Raw genomic sequence first — 14,774 nt, 5'->3', positions numbered from 1 at the left:
CTGCCGTTTTTCGCTCCAAGCCATGTAATTGTACGTTTTTGACAATTGTGTTTTTGTGTGCATATTATTGCAGGCTGAATAGAACGAACCAAAGAGTTTGGCGTTAGCGGGAAGTCTGCATCCGGCCGGGGTGCTCGGTCCCGATTGTTGTAATCGCCATATTCGCGAGTAGCCGCCTCAAGGCTATCGAATGGTTCAAGCCGGCGACCCTGACGGCCAAGGGCGTCCCGGGAACTTTTTGCAAAACATCATTGCGCTCAGTCTGCGAGCTTCACTGAGTGGTCTCGTGTCGAGACGACGCTGGCTGGCGTCCGCACCGCTTTGCGCAAAAAATACCATGGCATGAGCCGCAAACGCATTCACAACGCGGCGACGGCGCAAAGGGAGCCTGGCCTCCATATGATCGACCGCATGCGGCGTTCGACGGCGTCCGCATGCCCTGTGGCTGGCTGATGGCGGCTTGACGAAAATCGAAGGGCACGGGTCCGTGAGAGGCACCGGCTTGTCCGCAAAACCAGAACGAAAGTGTGGAACAATGAACGTAGCAGCACGAGACCCCTGGATAGCGATATCGAGAAATCATGGTTATTCGGCCGCCTTTTTAAAACAGGCGCGCGTCAAGCTTATGGAGGAGGCATTGGCACGGGAGGGAATGGCGATTTTGCGCCGTCATGGAATGCCCGATTGGGCCCTGACGATCGTCAGGGAGGTGTGCGGCCGGGTCGGCGTCCGTGTCAGTGACGTGGCCAGCCGCACGAAGCACCGCAAGGTCGTTCTGGCCCGCAACGAGGCCATGTACCTGATCAAGGCTCGAAAGCCTGACGTCTCGATGCCGATGATGGGACGATGGTTCAACCGCGACCATACGGCGGTGCTTTACGGCATCGCCAGCCACCAGGATCTGGCGGCTCTGCCCAGACTGGTCGGCTACGATCTCGACCGCGTTCGGCAGCGCAATGCCGAATTCGTCATGCGATACACATTGCGACGCGCCCTTGATAGCGCCGCCCGCGAGCTCAAGGAGCGCAGGGAAAAACAGGAATAAATCGGGAGTCGTTCAGCCATGTCGGTAATAATTAGCGTAAATGTTAGACAAAAAGACGGTAAAAACCCGCGCATGGCGACATTTCTGTGAATAACTTATTTTTCTATCCGAGCAGCTTTTTTCTGATGCATGATTATTGCCGGTGGTCTGACAAGACAGACTGTTGTCAATGATTTGAACCCTATGAGGTGTTGTCATGAAAAAATTGTTCGTAGTCGCGGTAGCGCTGTTCATGTCGCCGTGCATATCCATGGAAGCGAACGCACATCCTACTTGGATCAATTGGAGCGATCTGACCGAAAGTCAGCAAGAGTGCGTTGAAGCCTCGGGCGCGGGCGGTGGTGACCTCTACCTTAACATTGGCAACCATAACAAGATCTTGGCTTCGGCTTGTCGCATCTCCCAAGACTAATAAGGATATCAATGTAATACGTCCGGTCGGCGCAATGTTAATCGACCTGCACGCCGGGCTCAAAGCGAGCCGCGGCGACCGCTCCGGGGGTCCGCTGGTGTTTCTCATGCCGGTGGCGCTCAAGCGGCCACCTCTCGTGCCTGCGCATGGGGCTCAACGCCATCTCGCGCGAGTTGTTACGGCTAAGTGACGGCAGGCCCTCATGACAACTCGTTTACCGCGCGACGAGGCGTGCATTCAGTACGCCGGAAAGCTTTGCGTTGGTGTTTCGGCGACAGAGTGCCATTGACGCCCGCGAGGATGCCATAAGCGTCATGCGGTCTGGTTCAGCAGCGGCCCGGGCGCCACGCCGATACTGCTGCAACCCGTCGCCGGCCTGCTGGGGCCTAATCCCGGCGTCAAGAGCAGTCCGAGCGCCATCAATCCGCAGGGTCTTGTCGTCGGGGTTAGCCTCGACAACCAGCAAGATCAAACTCAGCGGCCAGATCCTGGGCACCTGCGTCTATCTCAACACCAACCGCGCCTCACCCGACACCTACAGGACCATTCGCTGGGCCCGGCGGCATCAATCCCATTGTGTAGATGACCGTAAATTCAAAGGACCCTCCGCACCGTACCCGTTGGGATGAATGCCTCCGGTGGTCTCTCAGGAGCGCATCGCAATTCAACCATGTCTCTCGGCTGGCTTCGGCCTGCCGCCGAAGTGCCACGCGGCAAAACTCCGGTCGGCGCCCGCCACGACAAGATCGCGCAGGCGCTTGTCATTGCCCGGCTCTGCCTCGAGCCGCCTGGAGGAGGAGAAGCCGCCTGGAGGAGAAGCCGGTTGTCGCAGTGCAGTTCTTAAATATTTAGTAAAATATCTTTTGCGGTAAGATAACATCATGTAATTTCATGACTCTTGGACCTTCTAAAGCTTATCTCCTGTGCGCCAAGGCCCAGTGCCGCCACGATACGGATCATGGCTTTGCCTCCGCTGTGGCGGCCACGGACGGGGCCGATTGCAGCGCGCCGTAAAATAGCACTTCGGCAAAAATCTCCGGCTCGACATTGGCCGTCTCGGAAGGGGCGATGTTTGTTGCCCGCAGCATGGTTTCACGGATGAACAGGATCGGCAGTGTTGTTTCTAGACTGAGCATGAAGCCATGGACGCCTTCCAGCGTGCCCGAAAGATTGGCGCGCAGACCGAGATAGGCGACCCCATCTTCGTTGAGCACGGGCGCGTTGCCGGCCGACAGCACGGTCACCTTGTTTGAGGCGGCGATGGTGTTCAGCCTGGTCTGGAGAGAGCCACGAATGACCGCCTCGCTTTCGCCAGACAAGAATTCGCCATTGCTGGTGTCGGCAACCGGCGATGACGAGGCTTCGACGGTCCTGGCCAGTGCGACCACGGCATCGATCTGCCCCAGCGTCGCGCGCTTCTGATCGATGTCGGCGCTGGCCAAAGCGATGCTGCCGAGCGCCGCGAACAAAAGCCAGCCGACCAGCAGTGCGCACACGGCGGCAATCCCCAGCGCCACCGAGCGGCGGATCAGCACACGGCTGTTGAGGATTTGCGTCAGCATCGTTCATCCATCCCCGACTTTTGCCGTGATCGTGAATTGCTCCCCGGTCTGTCCCGGAATTTTGACAACAGGCGCCGAGAATTCAGGGGCGGAAAACAGGGGCGAGGCGTCGATTGGCTGGATCAGGTCAGCAGCCGAAGCTGCAAAGCCGGTAATCGTCACCTGGGTCCCCCTGGATGACAGATCCGTCACCCAGGCGCTGTCCGGCAACAGATGCGTGAGTTCCGCCAGAATCCGAACCACCGAGACTGCGCTCTTCTTATCCGCGCGCAGCCTTTCAGTCTGTTCGAGTTCGGTCTGGCGCTTCTGCAGCGAAGTTCGCGCTTTCTTGGCCTGAACCTGGGCAACGGCGATTTGCTCGTCCAGCGTGTCTGCCGCCTGCCAGTACCGCCAATGTGCGTGCGCGTATGTAGCGGCAACGCCGACGAGCAAGGCAGCAGACGTAGTGATCCAGGTGCGCCGGGCAAAGCGGTCACCTGCTCGAGAAGGCCAGATCGCCGCTAGGCTGAGCAGGTCCGCTCGCGATGTCCGCTCCGCGCTGGCAATGGCCAGCGAGGAAAGACTGCCCCCAACTGCCCGGATGGCGTCAAGCGCCGGCGCCAGCGTCTTCTTTCTGATCACCCGGTAGGAATGCCCGCTATCGGCACTCTCGGTGAAAGCGATGTGAACCTGCGACAGATCGATCGGCGTTGAGGCCATCAGGTCGAGCTCGGCCATGTCGCGGGCCTGGCGCACCGGCAGCCGTTGTGTCGAGAGCTGCCGCGTGAGAACAAGCGTGCTGTCGATCCGGATTGCAACGGTGGGATGTCTTCGCCCGGTTCGCAGCTGTGCCGCGATGTCGTCGGCGATTGCATCGAGTTCCAGGGGCCGCGACTGGAATTTCGGTCCTTCAGCCGCCTGCAGGCGGATACCGTCATCGGCAATGCCGATGGTCCAGTCGGAAGTCTTGAGCCGGTCTGTTTGGGGAACAAGGCTCCCCCGGACGGCGCGCAGTTCATCGCACCACCAGTCGAATACATCCAGGAACTGTCCTTTATACCTCGCCACAACAACCACTCCGCATGCGACAGCCACTCCTCAGCCGGGCATGGAGCAGGAGTTTACAGCGGGGGAGGCAGACGCCTGAGAAACACGACATGAAAGTGCAGTTAGTCACAGCTTTGTTAGACCCATCTGGTGGGAAGCCCTGATTGCATACCACTGCGTCGGAAAACGCTGATGTTTCGATGGGCAGACCAGGCGAACGACCACAAATCGCGTCAACCATGCCGTCGCCAGCTGCTCGATGCTTTGTCACGTCCGTGATGCAACATCGTTGCGCCTCGGCAAACACGTTGGGTGTCACACATTGGGGTGCGCGACGTCAGCAGGGCTGCGCCCCACGCCACTTCAGCACAATCCAAACCGATCGAACGGCCATCACTCCGTCTAACCTGTCGATTTCAACCTTTTACTTCTACAACCTGATGGGGAACTGCATTCCTGCAGCGATCTTTCTGGCATGTTATGCGTATCTTTTGTCCATTTTGCGCTTTTTGTGATCTCTTGGCTTGTATCCATGTCTCCATTGGCCAGACATTGCCATTGCCGAACTTTGGAATGTCAGCGGATTGAATCGATCACCTGTTTGCGACACGGAAACCCACCTTACGATTCACGCGGCGGCCTGAGCAGGCCGACCTCAAGGTGATTTGAACGATGAATAACCCACCCCCCAAGGATGCCCTTCCCCTTCGGTTGCCAGCATCGGCAGCGCGGGCGCAAGGAAGCTGGTGCGGATTCTGATGGTCACCGGCCGCCCTCGCTCACCACTTCGCCCTCTCGGCAAAGGTCCCTGACAGGGTCGTCGTTACACATTCTTTTGCGCGGGGGCCGGCGAGCGATGCCGCACCACCTGGGAAACCCTTTCGCCATCGAGGGCGAACGAAGCACCGCGCCGTCAACCGGAATGGAATTTTAACAGCAAATTGAGGGGCCAACTTGAACAAGAGCTTTATGCACGTAATGGGTGGGTTGGTGCTGGGTATCGCGATCGGCACCGCCCGTTATTATTCTTTTCCCAACAAGGACACCGCCGCGGCATTGGCCGGCTATATGTCGCTCATCAGCGCCGTCTTCCTGCACCTTATCAAGATGATAATCGGGCCTCTTGTGCTCTCCACGCTCATCGTCGGTATCGGCCACATGGGCGATGCCGCCACTGTCGGGCGTGTCGGTAGTAAGACCATGGCCTGGTTTGTTTCCGCGTCAGTCGTCTCTCTGGCGCTCGGTTTGTTGATGGCCAACCTGCTGCATCCAGGCGTTGGCATCGTGATCGCCGATCAAGGAGCCAACACCGCAAACCTGTCGACCCAGAGTTTCAGTCTGTCCAGTTTCGTCGACCACCTGGTACCCACTTCGGTGTTCAAGTCATTGGCGGAGGGCGAAATCCTCCAGATCGTCGTCTTCGCGGTGTTCGCCGGCATCGCCCTCATGGCCCTTGGCGACGTCGGCAGGCCGCTGATCGATCTTGCTGATCGCGTCTCACACATGATGCTGAAGATCACAAGCTATGTGATGCTGATGGCACCCATCGCGGTGTGTGCATCGCTTGCTTCCGTCATCACCAAGTCCGGTCCTGGAATTCTGCTGAACTTCGCCAAATTCCTGGGCAGCTTCTATCTCACCTTGTTCATACTGTGGATGTTGCTGATCGTTGTTGGCTACCTCTTGCTTGGCCGGCGCATGTTCGATCTGGTTAAGCGCATGCGAGAGCCGTTTCTGCTGGCTTTTTCCACAGCGAGTTCGGAAGCCTCTTATCCCAAAATCCTCGATCAGCTTGTGCGTTTCGGTGTGCCCAAGCGCATCGCAAGTTTCGTATTGCCGCTCGGCTACTCCTTCAACCTCGATGGCACGATGGCCTATACGACCTTCGCAACCCTTTTCATCGCACAAGCCTATGGCATTGATCTGTCGATGGGCACACAACTCGCGATTGCTGGTACACTATGCTCACTTCCAAGGGCGTGGCAGGAGTGCCCCGCGCGTCCTTGGTGGTGATCTTGGCTACTCTTCATCAGTTCGGCCTGCCGGAGCCAGGCCTGTTCCTCATAATTGGCATTGACCAGTTTCTGGACATGGGGAGAAGTGCCACCAACGTCATAGGGAATTCGCTTGCCGCGGCGGCCGTAGCCAAATTCGAGAACAGTCTGGATGAGCCAGGGGTCAATGCGATCAAGCCCGCGGCAATACCCGGTCCTGGAATTCACGTTTGAAGCCACCTCGGTTGTTGCCAGGACAGGGGCAAGCGTTGATGCCCAGATAGGCTTCATCGGTCTTGCAGGCCTGACGCGTTCGGCACGGATGGTGATGACCGCGCAACGCAAGACCGTTTTGTTCAAATGACCGGCGAAGCGCTGATGATCGCGGAGCTGTTTTTGAATCGGAAGCTATCGACAGCCAAATAATGCCGCCAGTCATAGATCGCTGCCCTGGTCGATCATGGGAGCGATCGATGACGCGCCGATGCTCACAGACAATCAGACCCTCCGCAGCGACAACGACACGATCCGGATAGACCCGAAGGCTCACAGGCCGATTGGCAAAGGACGCCGGAACGCTGTAGCGGTTGCGCTCCAGATGCACGAGGCAGGTTGGGGAGACCCGTTTGGTGTATTCGACAAACCCGTCGAAGAAACGGGACGCTGGCATGAGAGCCTCGGCTTCCTCAGCCCAGATATCGTGAGGTTCGGTGATTCGCCTGACAGGCGGATCAGAACGTTAACAGGCGCAACTTTGCCGTACCAATTGCCGTACTAATTTGCGAAAGGTACGGTAGTCGTCGCCCAAGTAATTAAAAATATTGGTGATCCCGACAGGAATCGAACCTGTGACCTACAGATTAGGAATCTGCCGCTCTATCCTACTGAGCTACGGGACCACGCGGCCCGACACATAGCCGCTTCGGATCGTTTCGCCAAGAGGGCCGGCCGAACGCAATTTGGCCGGCGCTTTATATGACCGGCCTCAGGCGGCTAGCGCCGTCTCCGCCAGTTTCACCCAATAGCTCATGCCGTGCGGGATGGCTTCGTCGTTGAAGTCGTAGGCCGGGTTGTGGAGACCGGCGGTCTCGCCATTGCCGATGAAGATGAAGGCACCAGGCCGGGCTTCCAGCATGTAGGAGAAATCCTCGCCGCCCATCACCGGCTGGATCTCGCGGTGCACCTGGGCATCGCCCGCCACGTCGGCGGCCACATCGCTGGCGAAGACGGTCTCATCGGCATGATTGAACGTCACCGGGTAGTTCGCGTCGTAGTCGACTTCGATCGTCGCGCCATAGGCAGTGGCAAGTCCCGCGCAGATGGCGCGGATCCGCTCTTCCGATTTCCTGGCCACCTCCTTCTTCAGCGTGCGCACGGTGCCGGCGATCTCAGCCGATTCCGGGATGATGTTGTATGCGTCGCCGGCGTGGAACTTGGTCACCGAGACCACCACGGCTTCGACCGGATCGGTGCTGCGCGAGGCGATCGTCTGCAAGGCGCCGACCAACTGGCTGGTGATGACGATCGGATCGATCGTGCCGTGCGGCATCGCCGCATGGCCGCCGCGGCCTTTCACGGTGATGGTGAATTCGGCCGTCGCCGCCATGATCGGGCCCGGACGAATGGCGAACTGGCCGACCGGCAGGCCGGGCATGTTGTGCATGCCGAACACTTTAGCGATGTCGAAACGCTCCATCATGCCGTCCTTGACCATCTCGTTTCCGCCGCCGCCGCCTTCTTCCGCCGGTTGGAAAATCACCGCCACGGAGCCCGTGAAGTTGCGCGTCTCGGCGAGATATTTCGCCGCACCGAGCAGCATCGCGGTGTGGCCGTCATGGCCGCAGGCATGCATCTTGCCCGGAACGGTCGACGCGTAGGGCTTGCCGGTGATCTCCTTGAGCGGCAGTGCATCCATGTCGGCGCGCAATCCGATTGTGGGGCCTTCCCCCTGACGGCCGCGAATGATGCCGACGACGCCCGTCTTGCCGAGGCCGGTCACCACATCGTCGCAGCCGAACTCTTTCAGCTTTTCCGTGACGAAAGCCGCCGTCTTGAAGACATCGAAGTTCAGTTCTGGCGTCTGGTGCAAATGTCGTCGCCAGCCGGCGACTTCGTCCTGCATTTCGGCGGCGCGGTTGAGGATTGGCATGATGGTTCCATTTCGTTGTTGGTGCAGCCGGCTTCAGCCTGATGGTTTGCAATTGGGCCCGGGGTGCCTTGCAATTATGATTGTCAGGCGCTTTGCCATGTTGGCGTCACATAGGGTAAATAGCACCGCAATAATGCGGTCCGGTTTTTGAGGGTCGGATCCTTATGCTGGCGGTCACGTAATGAAATCTTACGGAGCCAGGGGCAATCAGGGCAAGAGGCGATTTCGGATTCGATCATGCGGTACAGGCATTTCCTCAAACTATTCCCGGCTGGCGCAATCATGCTGTCCGTCCTGGCTGGGCCAGCGCTGGCCAATCCGGTGGTGGTCTTCGACCTGAAGAGCGGCCAGATCCTGCAGCACCAGGATGCGTTCAAGCGCTGGTATCCGGCCTCGCTCAGCAAGCTGATGACCGCCTATGTGACCTTCCGGGCGATCGCGGCCGGAGAAGTCCAGCTCGATTCGCCGGTCAAGGTGACCAAACATTCCGCTGGCGAACCGCCAAGCAAGATGGGTTTCAAGCCCGGCTCGGTGATGCGGCTCGACAATGCGCTGAAGATGATGCTGGTCAAGTCGGCCAATGACATCGCCATGGCGGTCGGCGAGAATGTCGGCGGCTCGCAGGCAGCCTTCGCTGAAAGGATGAATGCCGAGGCGGCCAGGCTCGGCATGAACGGCACCCATTTCGTCAACCCGAACGGCCTTTACTCGCCCGACCAGTACACGACGGCGCGCGATCTTTCGATCCTGGTGATGGCGATCCGCCGCGAGTTCCCGCAATATGCGCCGTGGTTCTCGATCGAGGGGCTCGCGGTCGGCAAGAAGGCCATTCCGAACTACAATCTCCTGATCGGCCGGTATCCCGGCGCCGACGGCATGAAGACCGGCTTTGTCTGCCCGTCGGGCTTCAACATGATCGGGTCGGCGACCCGCAACGGACGTACGCTGGTGGCGGTCGTGCTTGGCGAGAAGTCGGCGGTCAGCCGTGCCGAAACCGCGGCCAAATTGCTCGATCAGGGCTTTGACGCGCCTGCCGCGGGGTCCACCACCGTCACCACACTCGCGCCCTACGGTGATCTGGTCTCGCCCAACGACATGCATGACGAAGTCTGCAAGAAGAAGACGAAGGCGGAGCAGTCCGAGGCGCCGCCGCCGGCCGCCGCCAAGGACCAGCCTAAATCGCCCTATCGGGAGAAGCTCGATCATGTACCGACACTGGTTGCCGTCGGCCTTGGCGGCGCGACGGGGCCGGCGCCTAAGGCGATCCTCGACGAGGGCGCGCAGGAATATGCCGACGTACCAATCCCGACCTGGCGGCCCGACAAGCCGGTGCCCGCCGGCACCGGCCCGAAAGTCGTGGGTGCCGCCGCGCAAGGCGACCAGCCGGCCAAGGTCGCGAATTAGAGCATGATCCGGCTTTCGCGAGAGATCATGGTCAAACTAGAAGACAGAACCAGATGAGCGGTTTCCCGATCCCAGTCTCGGTGCTGACCGGCTTTCTCGGCGCCGGCAAGACGACATTGCTCAATCGGCTCCTGAAGGATCCGGCGCTCGTCGACACCGCGGTCATCATCAACGAGTTTGGTGAGGTGGCGATCGACCATCTGCTGGTCGAGCAGGCCTCCGACGGCATCATCCAGCTTTCCGACGGCTGCCTGTGCTGCACGGTGCGCGGCGAACTTGTCGACACGCTGGCCGACCTGGTCGACCGGCTGCAGACCGGCCGCATCGTCCGGCTTGGCCGCGTCATCGTCGAAACCACGGGATTGGCCGACCCGGCGCCGGTGCTGCAGTCGATCATGGCCCATCCGGCGCTGGTCCAGGCCTTTCGGCTCGACGGCGTCATCACCCTGGTGGATGCGGTCAACGGCAATGCCACGCTCGATGCGCATGTCGAGGCGGTCAAGCAGGTCGCCGTGGCCGACCGCATCGTGCTCTCCAAGGCCGATCTGGCCACCGGTCACGGCGACCTCGCCACGCTGCGGGCGCGCTTGCGGCAGATCAATCCCGGGGCTCGAGTGCTCGATGCCGGGGAGACGAAAACCGGGGTGGCGGCATTGTTCGACTGCGGTCTCTACAATCCTGCGGCCAAATCCGCCGACGTGCGGCGCTGGCTCGGCGAAGAAGCCGCGCATGATCACGACCACCGTGACCATGACCATGAAGGGCATAACCATGCCCATCGCCACGATCAGCGCGTAAAAACCCACTCGCTGGTGCATGACGGGCCGGTGCCGTTTTCAGCCATCGAGATGTTCCTCGATCTCCTGCGTTCCACACATGGCGAGCACCTGCTGCGGATGAAGGGCGTCATCGAATTGCAGGAGGATCCGTCGCGGCCCTTGGTCGTGCATGGCGTCCAGAAGATCCTGCATCCGCCGGTGCGGTTGCCGTCCTGGCCGGACAGCCAGCGCGGCACGCGGCTGGTGCTGATTACGCTCGACATGCCGGAAGACTATGTGCGCCGGCTGTTCGCCGCCTTCACCAACCGGCCTTCGGTCGACACGCCCGACCGCGCGGCGCTGGAAAACAATCCCCTGGCGATCGCCGGGCGTTAGCTTCCTACGATTGCCATTCGCCGCGTTCGACCAGAAAGCGATGGCCACCGGACATCGCCGCCGTCTCGATCAACTGATGTCCGCTGTCGGCGCAGAAGGCAGGAATATCGATGACAGCCAGAGGGTCGGTGGTTTCGAGCCAGAGCCTGCTGCCGGGCTGCATCCCGGCCAGGCGCTTTTTCGCCTTGAGGACCGGCAAAGGGCAGTTCAGCCCCTTGAGGTCGTAGATAGCTATCAGTTCGGCCAAGGTGAAAACCTCAGCCGCCGAACATGCCGAGCAACTTGTTCTTCAGCTTCGTAACCCGGCTTTCATCGGCGCTCGCCGCCTGCGTCTCGGCTGCCGGCGCGGCCTCCGCCGGGGCCGCGATGGTCGCGGGGGCAACCGGAGCTTCCTTGGCGGCCTTAGCCGCTTCCTTCGCAGCCACGGCTTGCGCCTTGGCAGCTTCCTTTTCGGCCAACGCTTGCGCCTTGGCGGCTTCCTTCGCCGCTTTTGCCGCTTCTATCGCCGCCACCCGCTCTCGCTCGGCCTTCTCCTTGGCGGCCTTTTCGGCTTCGAGCGCGGCCATCTTGCGGCCGGCGGGCGAATCGATGCGGCCCATGCGCGACGTCTCGGTCACCGAACCGTCGGTGTTGAGCGACGGCGGATCGATCGGCACGCGCTCGCCACGCGCCCGGCGCTTGGACCAGTCGGAGACGATGCTCGCTTCCTTGATGCCGGCAATCGTCGGCTTGGGTGGCGGCACACTGGCCTTGAGCGCGCTGTTGAAGGCCGAGTCATAGGTGCTTTGATAGGCGTTATAGGCGCTCCTAAGCGAATCCGGCTGCGTGGTCGCCGGGCAGGGGCCGGTCGGATTGAAGGTCTGCCCATCGGGGGCGACCTGGTTGAAGACGTAGCGCTTCTCGCAGACGTCGACTTTCGGTGGCACCTTGGTGACCTCGAAATTGTCGTAGCCGACTTTCAGCATCTTCCAGAATTCGTAATTCGGGTCGTTGCGGTAGCGCGCCATGTTGGCGGCCGTCATGCGGAACGGAAAAGCCTGGATCTGGAACTCGGTCTGGCCACCCTGGAAGGCGTCGCGGCCGAAGGCGTAGATCTGCTCGATCTGGGCGTCGGTCATCGAATAGCAGCCCGATGACGAGCAGGCGCCATGCACCATCAGGTTCTGGCCGGTGCGGCCATTGGCACGATCATAGGCGTTGGGAAAGCCGATGTTGAACGACAGATGGTAATTCGAGCGCGGATTCATCTGCGACGGGCGAACCGTGTAAAAACCTTCCGGCGCCTGGCGGTCGCCTTCGGTGTATTTCGGGCCGAGCTTGCCCGACCATTTGCAGATGTCGTAGCTCGCCACCATGTCGTAGCGGCCATTGGTCTTGGCCTTCCAGATCTCAAGCTTGCCTTCTTCCTTGAAGATGCGCGCCATCACCGAAGAGGTGCGGACCATGCCCTTGGCTCTCATATCGGCAAGGACCTTGTCGGGCAGCGGCTTGTTGGCTTCCGGGGCAAAGTCCTTCATCGACGAATCATTACAGCCCGCGACGGCAATCGAGGCGGCAAGAACTCCAGTACGGGCAAGCTTGGCAAACATGGATAAGGCTATGTCTTTTCTTTCGGGCCAATGGCTTCGAAACGGCCACACCCGCATGCTGAACACTGACGGACCGTAAGCCCGTTAACCTTGAAAATTCCTTACCGCAAGGCTCGGCCGTTCTCCCGCGGTGGTTTCATTGAACCGAATGGGGCGGCATTTTTGTGGCGAAATTGCTCATCGCCGCCACATTGGCGTGGACAGGCAGCTTCCGTCTGCCTTGTTCCGCCGCCCAAAAGGCGTCAGAGGCTGCGGCCCATCGCCAGATACTTCTCGCGGCGCTGTTCGCGGAAATCGGTGTTGGCGCCGGCGAATTCGTTCATTGTCTTGGCTATGAGATCGCCGGTCGCGGCAATCACCGTTTCGGGGGCGCGCTGGGCGCCACCCATCGGCTCGGGGATGATGGCGTCGATGACCTTCAGTTCCAGGAGATCCTGCGCGGTGATCTTCATGTTGGTTGCCGCGTCCTTGGAGCGCGTCGTGTCACGCCACAGGATGGAGGCGGCACCTTCCGGCGAAATCACCGAATAGATGGCGTGTTCGAGCATGTAGACGCGGTTGGCGGTGGCGATCGCGATAGCGCCGCCCGAACCGCCTTCGCCGATAACCACCGAGATCGACGGTACTTTCAGGCCAAGGCAGGCCGAGGTCGATCGGGCAATGGCTTCGGCCTGGCCGCGCTCCTCGGCGCCAACGCCGGGATAGGCGCCGGCCGTGTCGACCAGCGTCAAAAGCGGGATCTTGAAACGGTCGGCCAGTTCCATCAGCCGCACCGCCTTGCGATAGCCTTCGGGGCGTACCGAACCGAAATTGTGCTTCAGGCGGCTCGCCGTGTCCGAACCCTTTTCCTGGCCGAGAATCGCGATGGGCTCGCCGCGGAAACGGGCAAAGCCGCCGACGATCGCCTGGTCCTCGCCGAAATTGCGGTCGCCGGCGAGTGGCGTGAAGTCGCTGAACAGGCCCTTGATGTAGTCGATGCAGTGCGGCCGGTCGGAGTGGCGCGCTACCTGCACTTTCTGCCACGGCGTCAGCGCCTTGTAGAGTTCGCGCAGCGCGTCGCGCGAGCGCTTCTCGAGCCTGGTGATCTCATCGGCGACATCGACCGCCTCGCCGTTCTCGGCAAGCTTCTTGAGCTCGAGGATCTTGAGCTCAAGATCCTGGACCGGCTTTTCGAAATCGAGGTAATTGTACATGCTTGGGCGGACCGATACGTCGGAAGGCAATGACAGCGGAACCGTTGAAACCAAGGCTCCGGGCGGTGAAATGTCGTCCTCACATAGCGATATGAGGCCTAGTCGGCAAGCGGATGATGATCGTTGACCAGCCGCACCAGCCGCTCTTCCAGCACATGGGTGTAAATCTGTGTCGTCGATATGTCGGCATGGCCAAGCAGTTGCTGAACGGCTCTCAGGTCGGCGCCGTTCTGGAGGAGATGGCTGGCGAAAGCATGGCGCAGCACGTGCGGCGAGATTTTGGCCGAGGCGATGCCGGCGCGCGCCGCCAATCCTTTCAGGTCACGGGCAAAGACCTGGCGCGAGAGATAGCCGCTGTCGGATGCCGCCGGAAACAGGAACGGGCTGTTGGCGAAGGCGGGCAGCTTGGCCCGGGTTTCAAGCCAGTTCCGCATCGCCGTGCGCGCCTTGGCCGACAGCGGCACCATGCGTTCCTTGTCGCCCTTGCCGCGTACCATGAAGAAACGGTCGTCGCGCTGCGCCACCGTCACCGGCAGGCCAACCAGCTCGGAAACGCGCAGTCCGGTGGCGTAGAGCACTTCGACCAGCGCATGCAGGCGCAAGGCCGCCAGCCTGTCGGCGTGGCCGAGCCCATCATCGCCGGCTTCCTGCGCGGCGCGGTCGATCAGCCGGCCGGTTTCGGCCTCGCTCATCGTCTTAGGCAGCGGGCGGCCTTTTTTCGGGCTGTCCAGCGTGCCGGTGGGGTCATCCGCGCGCAGGCCCTCGGCGTAGAGGAACTTGAAGAACTGGCGGATCGCCGACAGTTTGCGCGCCTGCGAGGTCGGCGCGAAGCCACGCGCGGCGATATCGTCGAGATAGGCCCTGATGTCGGCGGCGCCGGCGCGGGCAAGTCCGCCATCGATCCCCTCGGAAGCATCCTCGAGATCGCGGCGATAGGAGGAAAGCGTGTTCTCCGCCGCTCCGCGCTCGGCGCTCATCATTTCCAGGAAGGCCTCGATGCGAGCGGCGCTGTTCATGTCCTTGAGGCGGTTCCGAGTCAGTCTTCTTGGGGTTCAGTTTTTCTTCGGATTGAGCTTTTCCGGCGGAATACGCACGCTCATCTCGGCTTTTTTCGGCTCGACGAACATCACCAGCGCGAACATCGTACCATAGGCAATGCCGGCCAGAATCGCGAGGGTCACGACAAAGCGAAACAGTGTCGGCATTCAGTCCTCGCCCGTCTTCTTGTTCTGCGTTTCCAAACCCT

The 14,774-nt window shown here is 60.7% G+C and carries 12 protein-coding genes, 1 tRNA gene and 2 pseudogenes; 5 read left to right on the top strand and 10 right to left on the bottom strand.

The genetic code is table 11. The features are described 5' to 3' along the window. Nucleotides 1–652 precede the first annotated feature (652 nt). A complete protein-coding gene (locus ACVWWD_RS04640) occupies nt 653–1,045 on the top strand; it encodes a helix-turn-helix domain-containing protein (protein ID WP_352551894.1) in 393 nt (130 codons plus the stop codon). Nucleotides 1,046–1,241: 196 nt separating this feature from the next. Next, nucleotides 1,242–1,457: a hypothetical protein gene (locus ACVWWD_RS04635; protein ID WP_352551896.1), complete on the top strand. Its 216-nt coding sequence runs from the start codon at nt 1,242–1,244 to the stop codon at nt 1,455–1,457. 956 nt (nt 1,458–2,413) lie between these two features. Here ACVWWD_RS04635 and gspM read toward each other — a convergent pair. Beyond that, nucleotides 2,414–3,019 (bottom strand): type II secretion system protein GspM, encoded by a 606-nt coding sequence (gspM, locus tag ACVWWD_RS04630; protein ID WP_352551898.1) that lies wholly within the window; start codon nt 3,017–3,019, stop codon nt 2,414–2,416. A 3-nt stretch (nt 3,020–3,022) separates the two neighbouring features. Next, a complete protein-coding gene (locus tag ACVWWD_RS04625) occupies nt 3,023–4,075 on the bottom strand; it encodes a PilN domain-containing protein (protein WP_457102926.1) in 1,053 nt (350 codons plus the stop codon). Between the two features lie 939 nt (nt 4,076–5,014). Here ACVWWD_RS04625 and ACVWWD_RS04620 point away from each other — a divergent pair. Then, nucleotides 5,015–6,273 (top strand): annotated as a pseudogene (locus ACVWWD_RS04620) (dicarboxylate/amino acid:cation symporter). 179 nt (nt 6,274–6,452) lie between these two features. Here ACVWWD_RS04620 and ACVWWD_RS04615 read toward each other — a convergent pair. The 3 genes and pseudogenes from ACVWWD_RS04615 to ACVWWD_RS04605 form a co-directional block, all read right to left on the bottom strand. Then, a pseudogene (locus ACVWWD_RS04615) lies at nt 6,453–6,724 on the bottom strand (Mu transposase domain-containing protein); the annotation flags it as partial. A 137-nt stretch (nt 6,725–6,861) separates the two neighbouring features. After that, nucleotides 6,862–6,938: transfer RNA gene (locus tag ACVWWD_RS04610), tRNA-Arg, on the bottom strand. Between the two features lie 86 nt (nt 6,939–7,024). Then, nucleotides 7,025–8,188 carry a M20 aminoacylase family protein gene (locus tag ACVWWD_RS04605; protein ID WP_015315488.1) on the bottom strand — a complete coding sequence of 388 codons (1,164 nt, stop codon included), beginning with the start codon at nt 8,186–8,188 and terminating at the stop codon, nt 7,025–7,027. 237 nt (nt 8,189–8,425) lie between these two features. Here ACVWWD_RS04605 and ACVWWD_RS04600 point away from each other — a divergent pair, with 237 nt between their 5' ends. Continuing rightward, nucleotides 8,426–9,592 carry a D-alanyl-D-alanine carboxypeptidase family protein gene (locus ACVWWD_RS04600; protein ID WP_352550731.1) on the top strand — a complete coding sequence of 389 codons (1,167 nt, stop codon included), beginning with the start codon at nt 8,426–8,428 and terminating at the stop codon, nt 9,590–9,592. A 53-nt stretch (nt 9,593–9,645) separates the two neighbouring features. After that, nucleotides 9,646–10,746: a CobW family GTP-binding protein gene (locus ACVWWD_RS04595; RefSeq protein ID WP_352550733.1), complete on the top strand. Its 1,101-nt coding sequence runs from the start codon at nt 9,646–9,648 to the stop codon at nt 10,744–10,746. 4 nt (nt 10,747–10,750) lie between these two features. On the opposite strand, the gene ACVWWD_RS04590 is transcribed toward ACVWWD_RS04595, so the two are convergent. The 5 genes from ACVWWD_RS04590 to ACVWWD_RS04570 form a co-directional block, all read right to left on the bottom strand. Beyond that, complete coding sequence (locus ACVWWD_RS04590) at nt 10,751–10,993, bottom strand: sulfurtransferase TusA family protein (protein WP_023770832.1); 243 nt, start codon at nt 10,991–10,993, stop codon at nt 10,751–10,753. A gap of 10 nt (nt 10,994–11,003) precedes the next feature. Continuing rightward, a complete protein-coding gene (locus ACVWWD_RS04585) occupies nt 11,004–12,335 on the bottom strand; it encodes a L,D-transpeptidase family protein (RefSeq protein WP_023783602.1) in 1,332 nt (443 codons plus the stop codon). A gap of 242 nt (nt 12,336–12,577) precedes the next feature. Then, the gene (locus ACVWWD_RS04580) at nt 12,578–13,528 is read right to left on the bottom strand and encodes an acetyl-CoA carboxylase carboxyltransferase subunit alpha (protein ID WP_023770831.1); all 951 of its coding nucleotides are present in this window, start codon (nt 13,526–13,528) and stop codon (nt 12,578–12,580) included. Between the two features lie 98 nt (nt 13,529–13,626). Beyond that, on the bottom strand, nt 13,627–14,544 hold the full coding sequence (locus ACVWWD_RS04575) for a site-specific tyrosine recombinase XerD (protein ID WP_352550738.1): 918 nt from the start codon (nt 14,542–14,544) through the stop codon (nt 13,627–13,629). A gap of 36 nt (nt 14,545–14,580) precedes the next feature. Continuing rightward, nucleotides 14,581–14,733: a hypothetical protein gene (locus ACVWWD_RS04570; protein WP_015315495.1), complete on the bottom strand. Its 153-nt coding sequence runs from the start codon at nt 14,731–14,733 to the stop codon at nt 14,581–14,583. Between the last annotated feature and the right edge of the window lie 41 nt (nt 14,734–14,774).

This window comes from Mesorhizobium sp. URHB0026 (assembly GCF_054059755.1).
The sequence above is the reverse complement of the archived record's forward strand: the minus strand, read 5'-3'. Positions and strand labels throughout refer to the sequence as shown.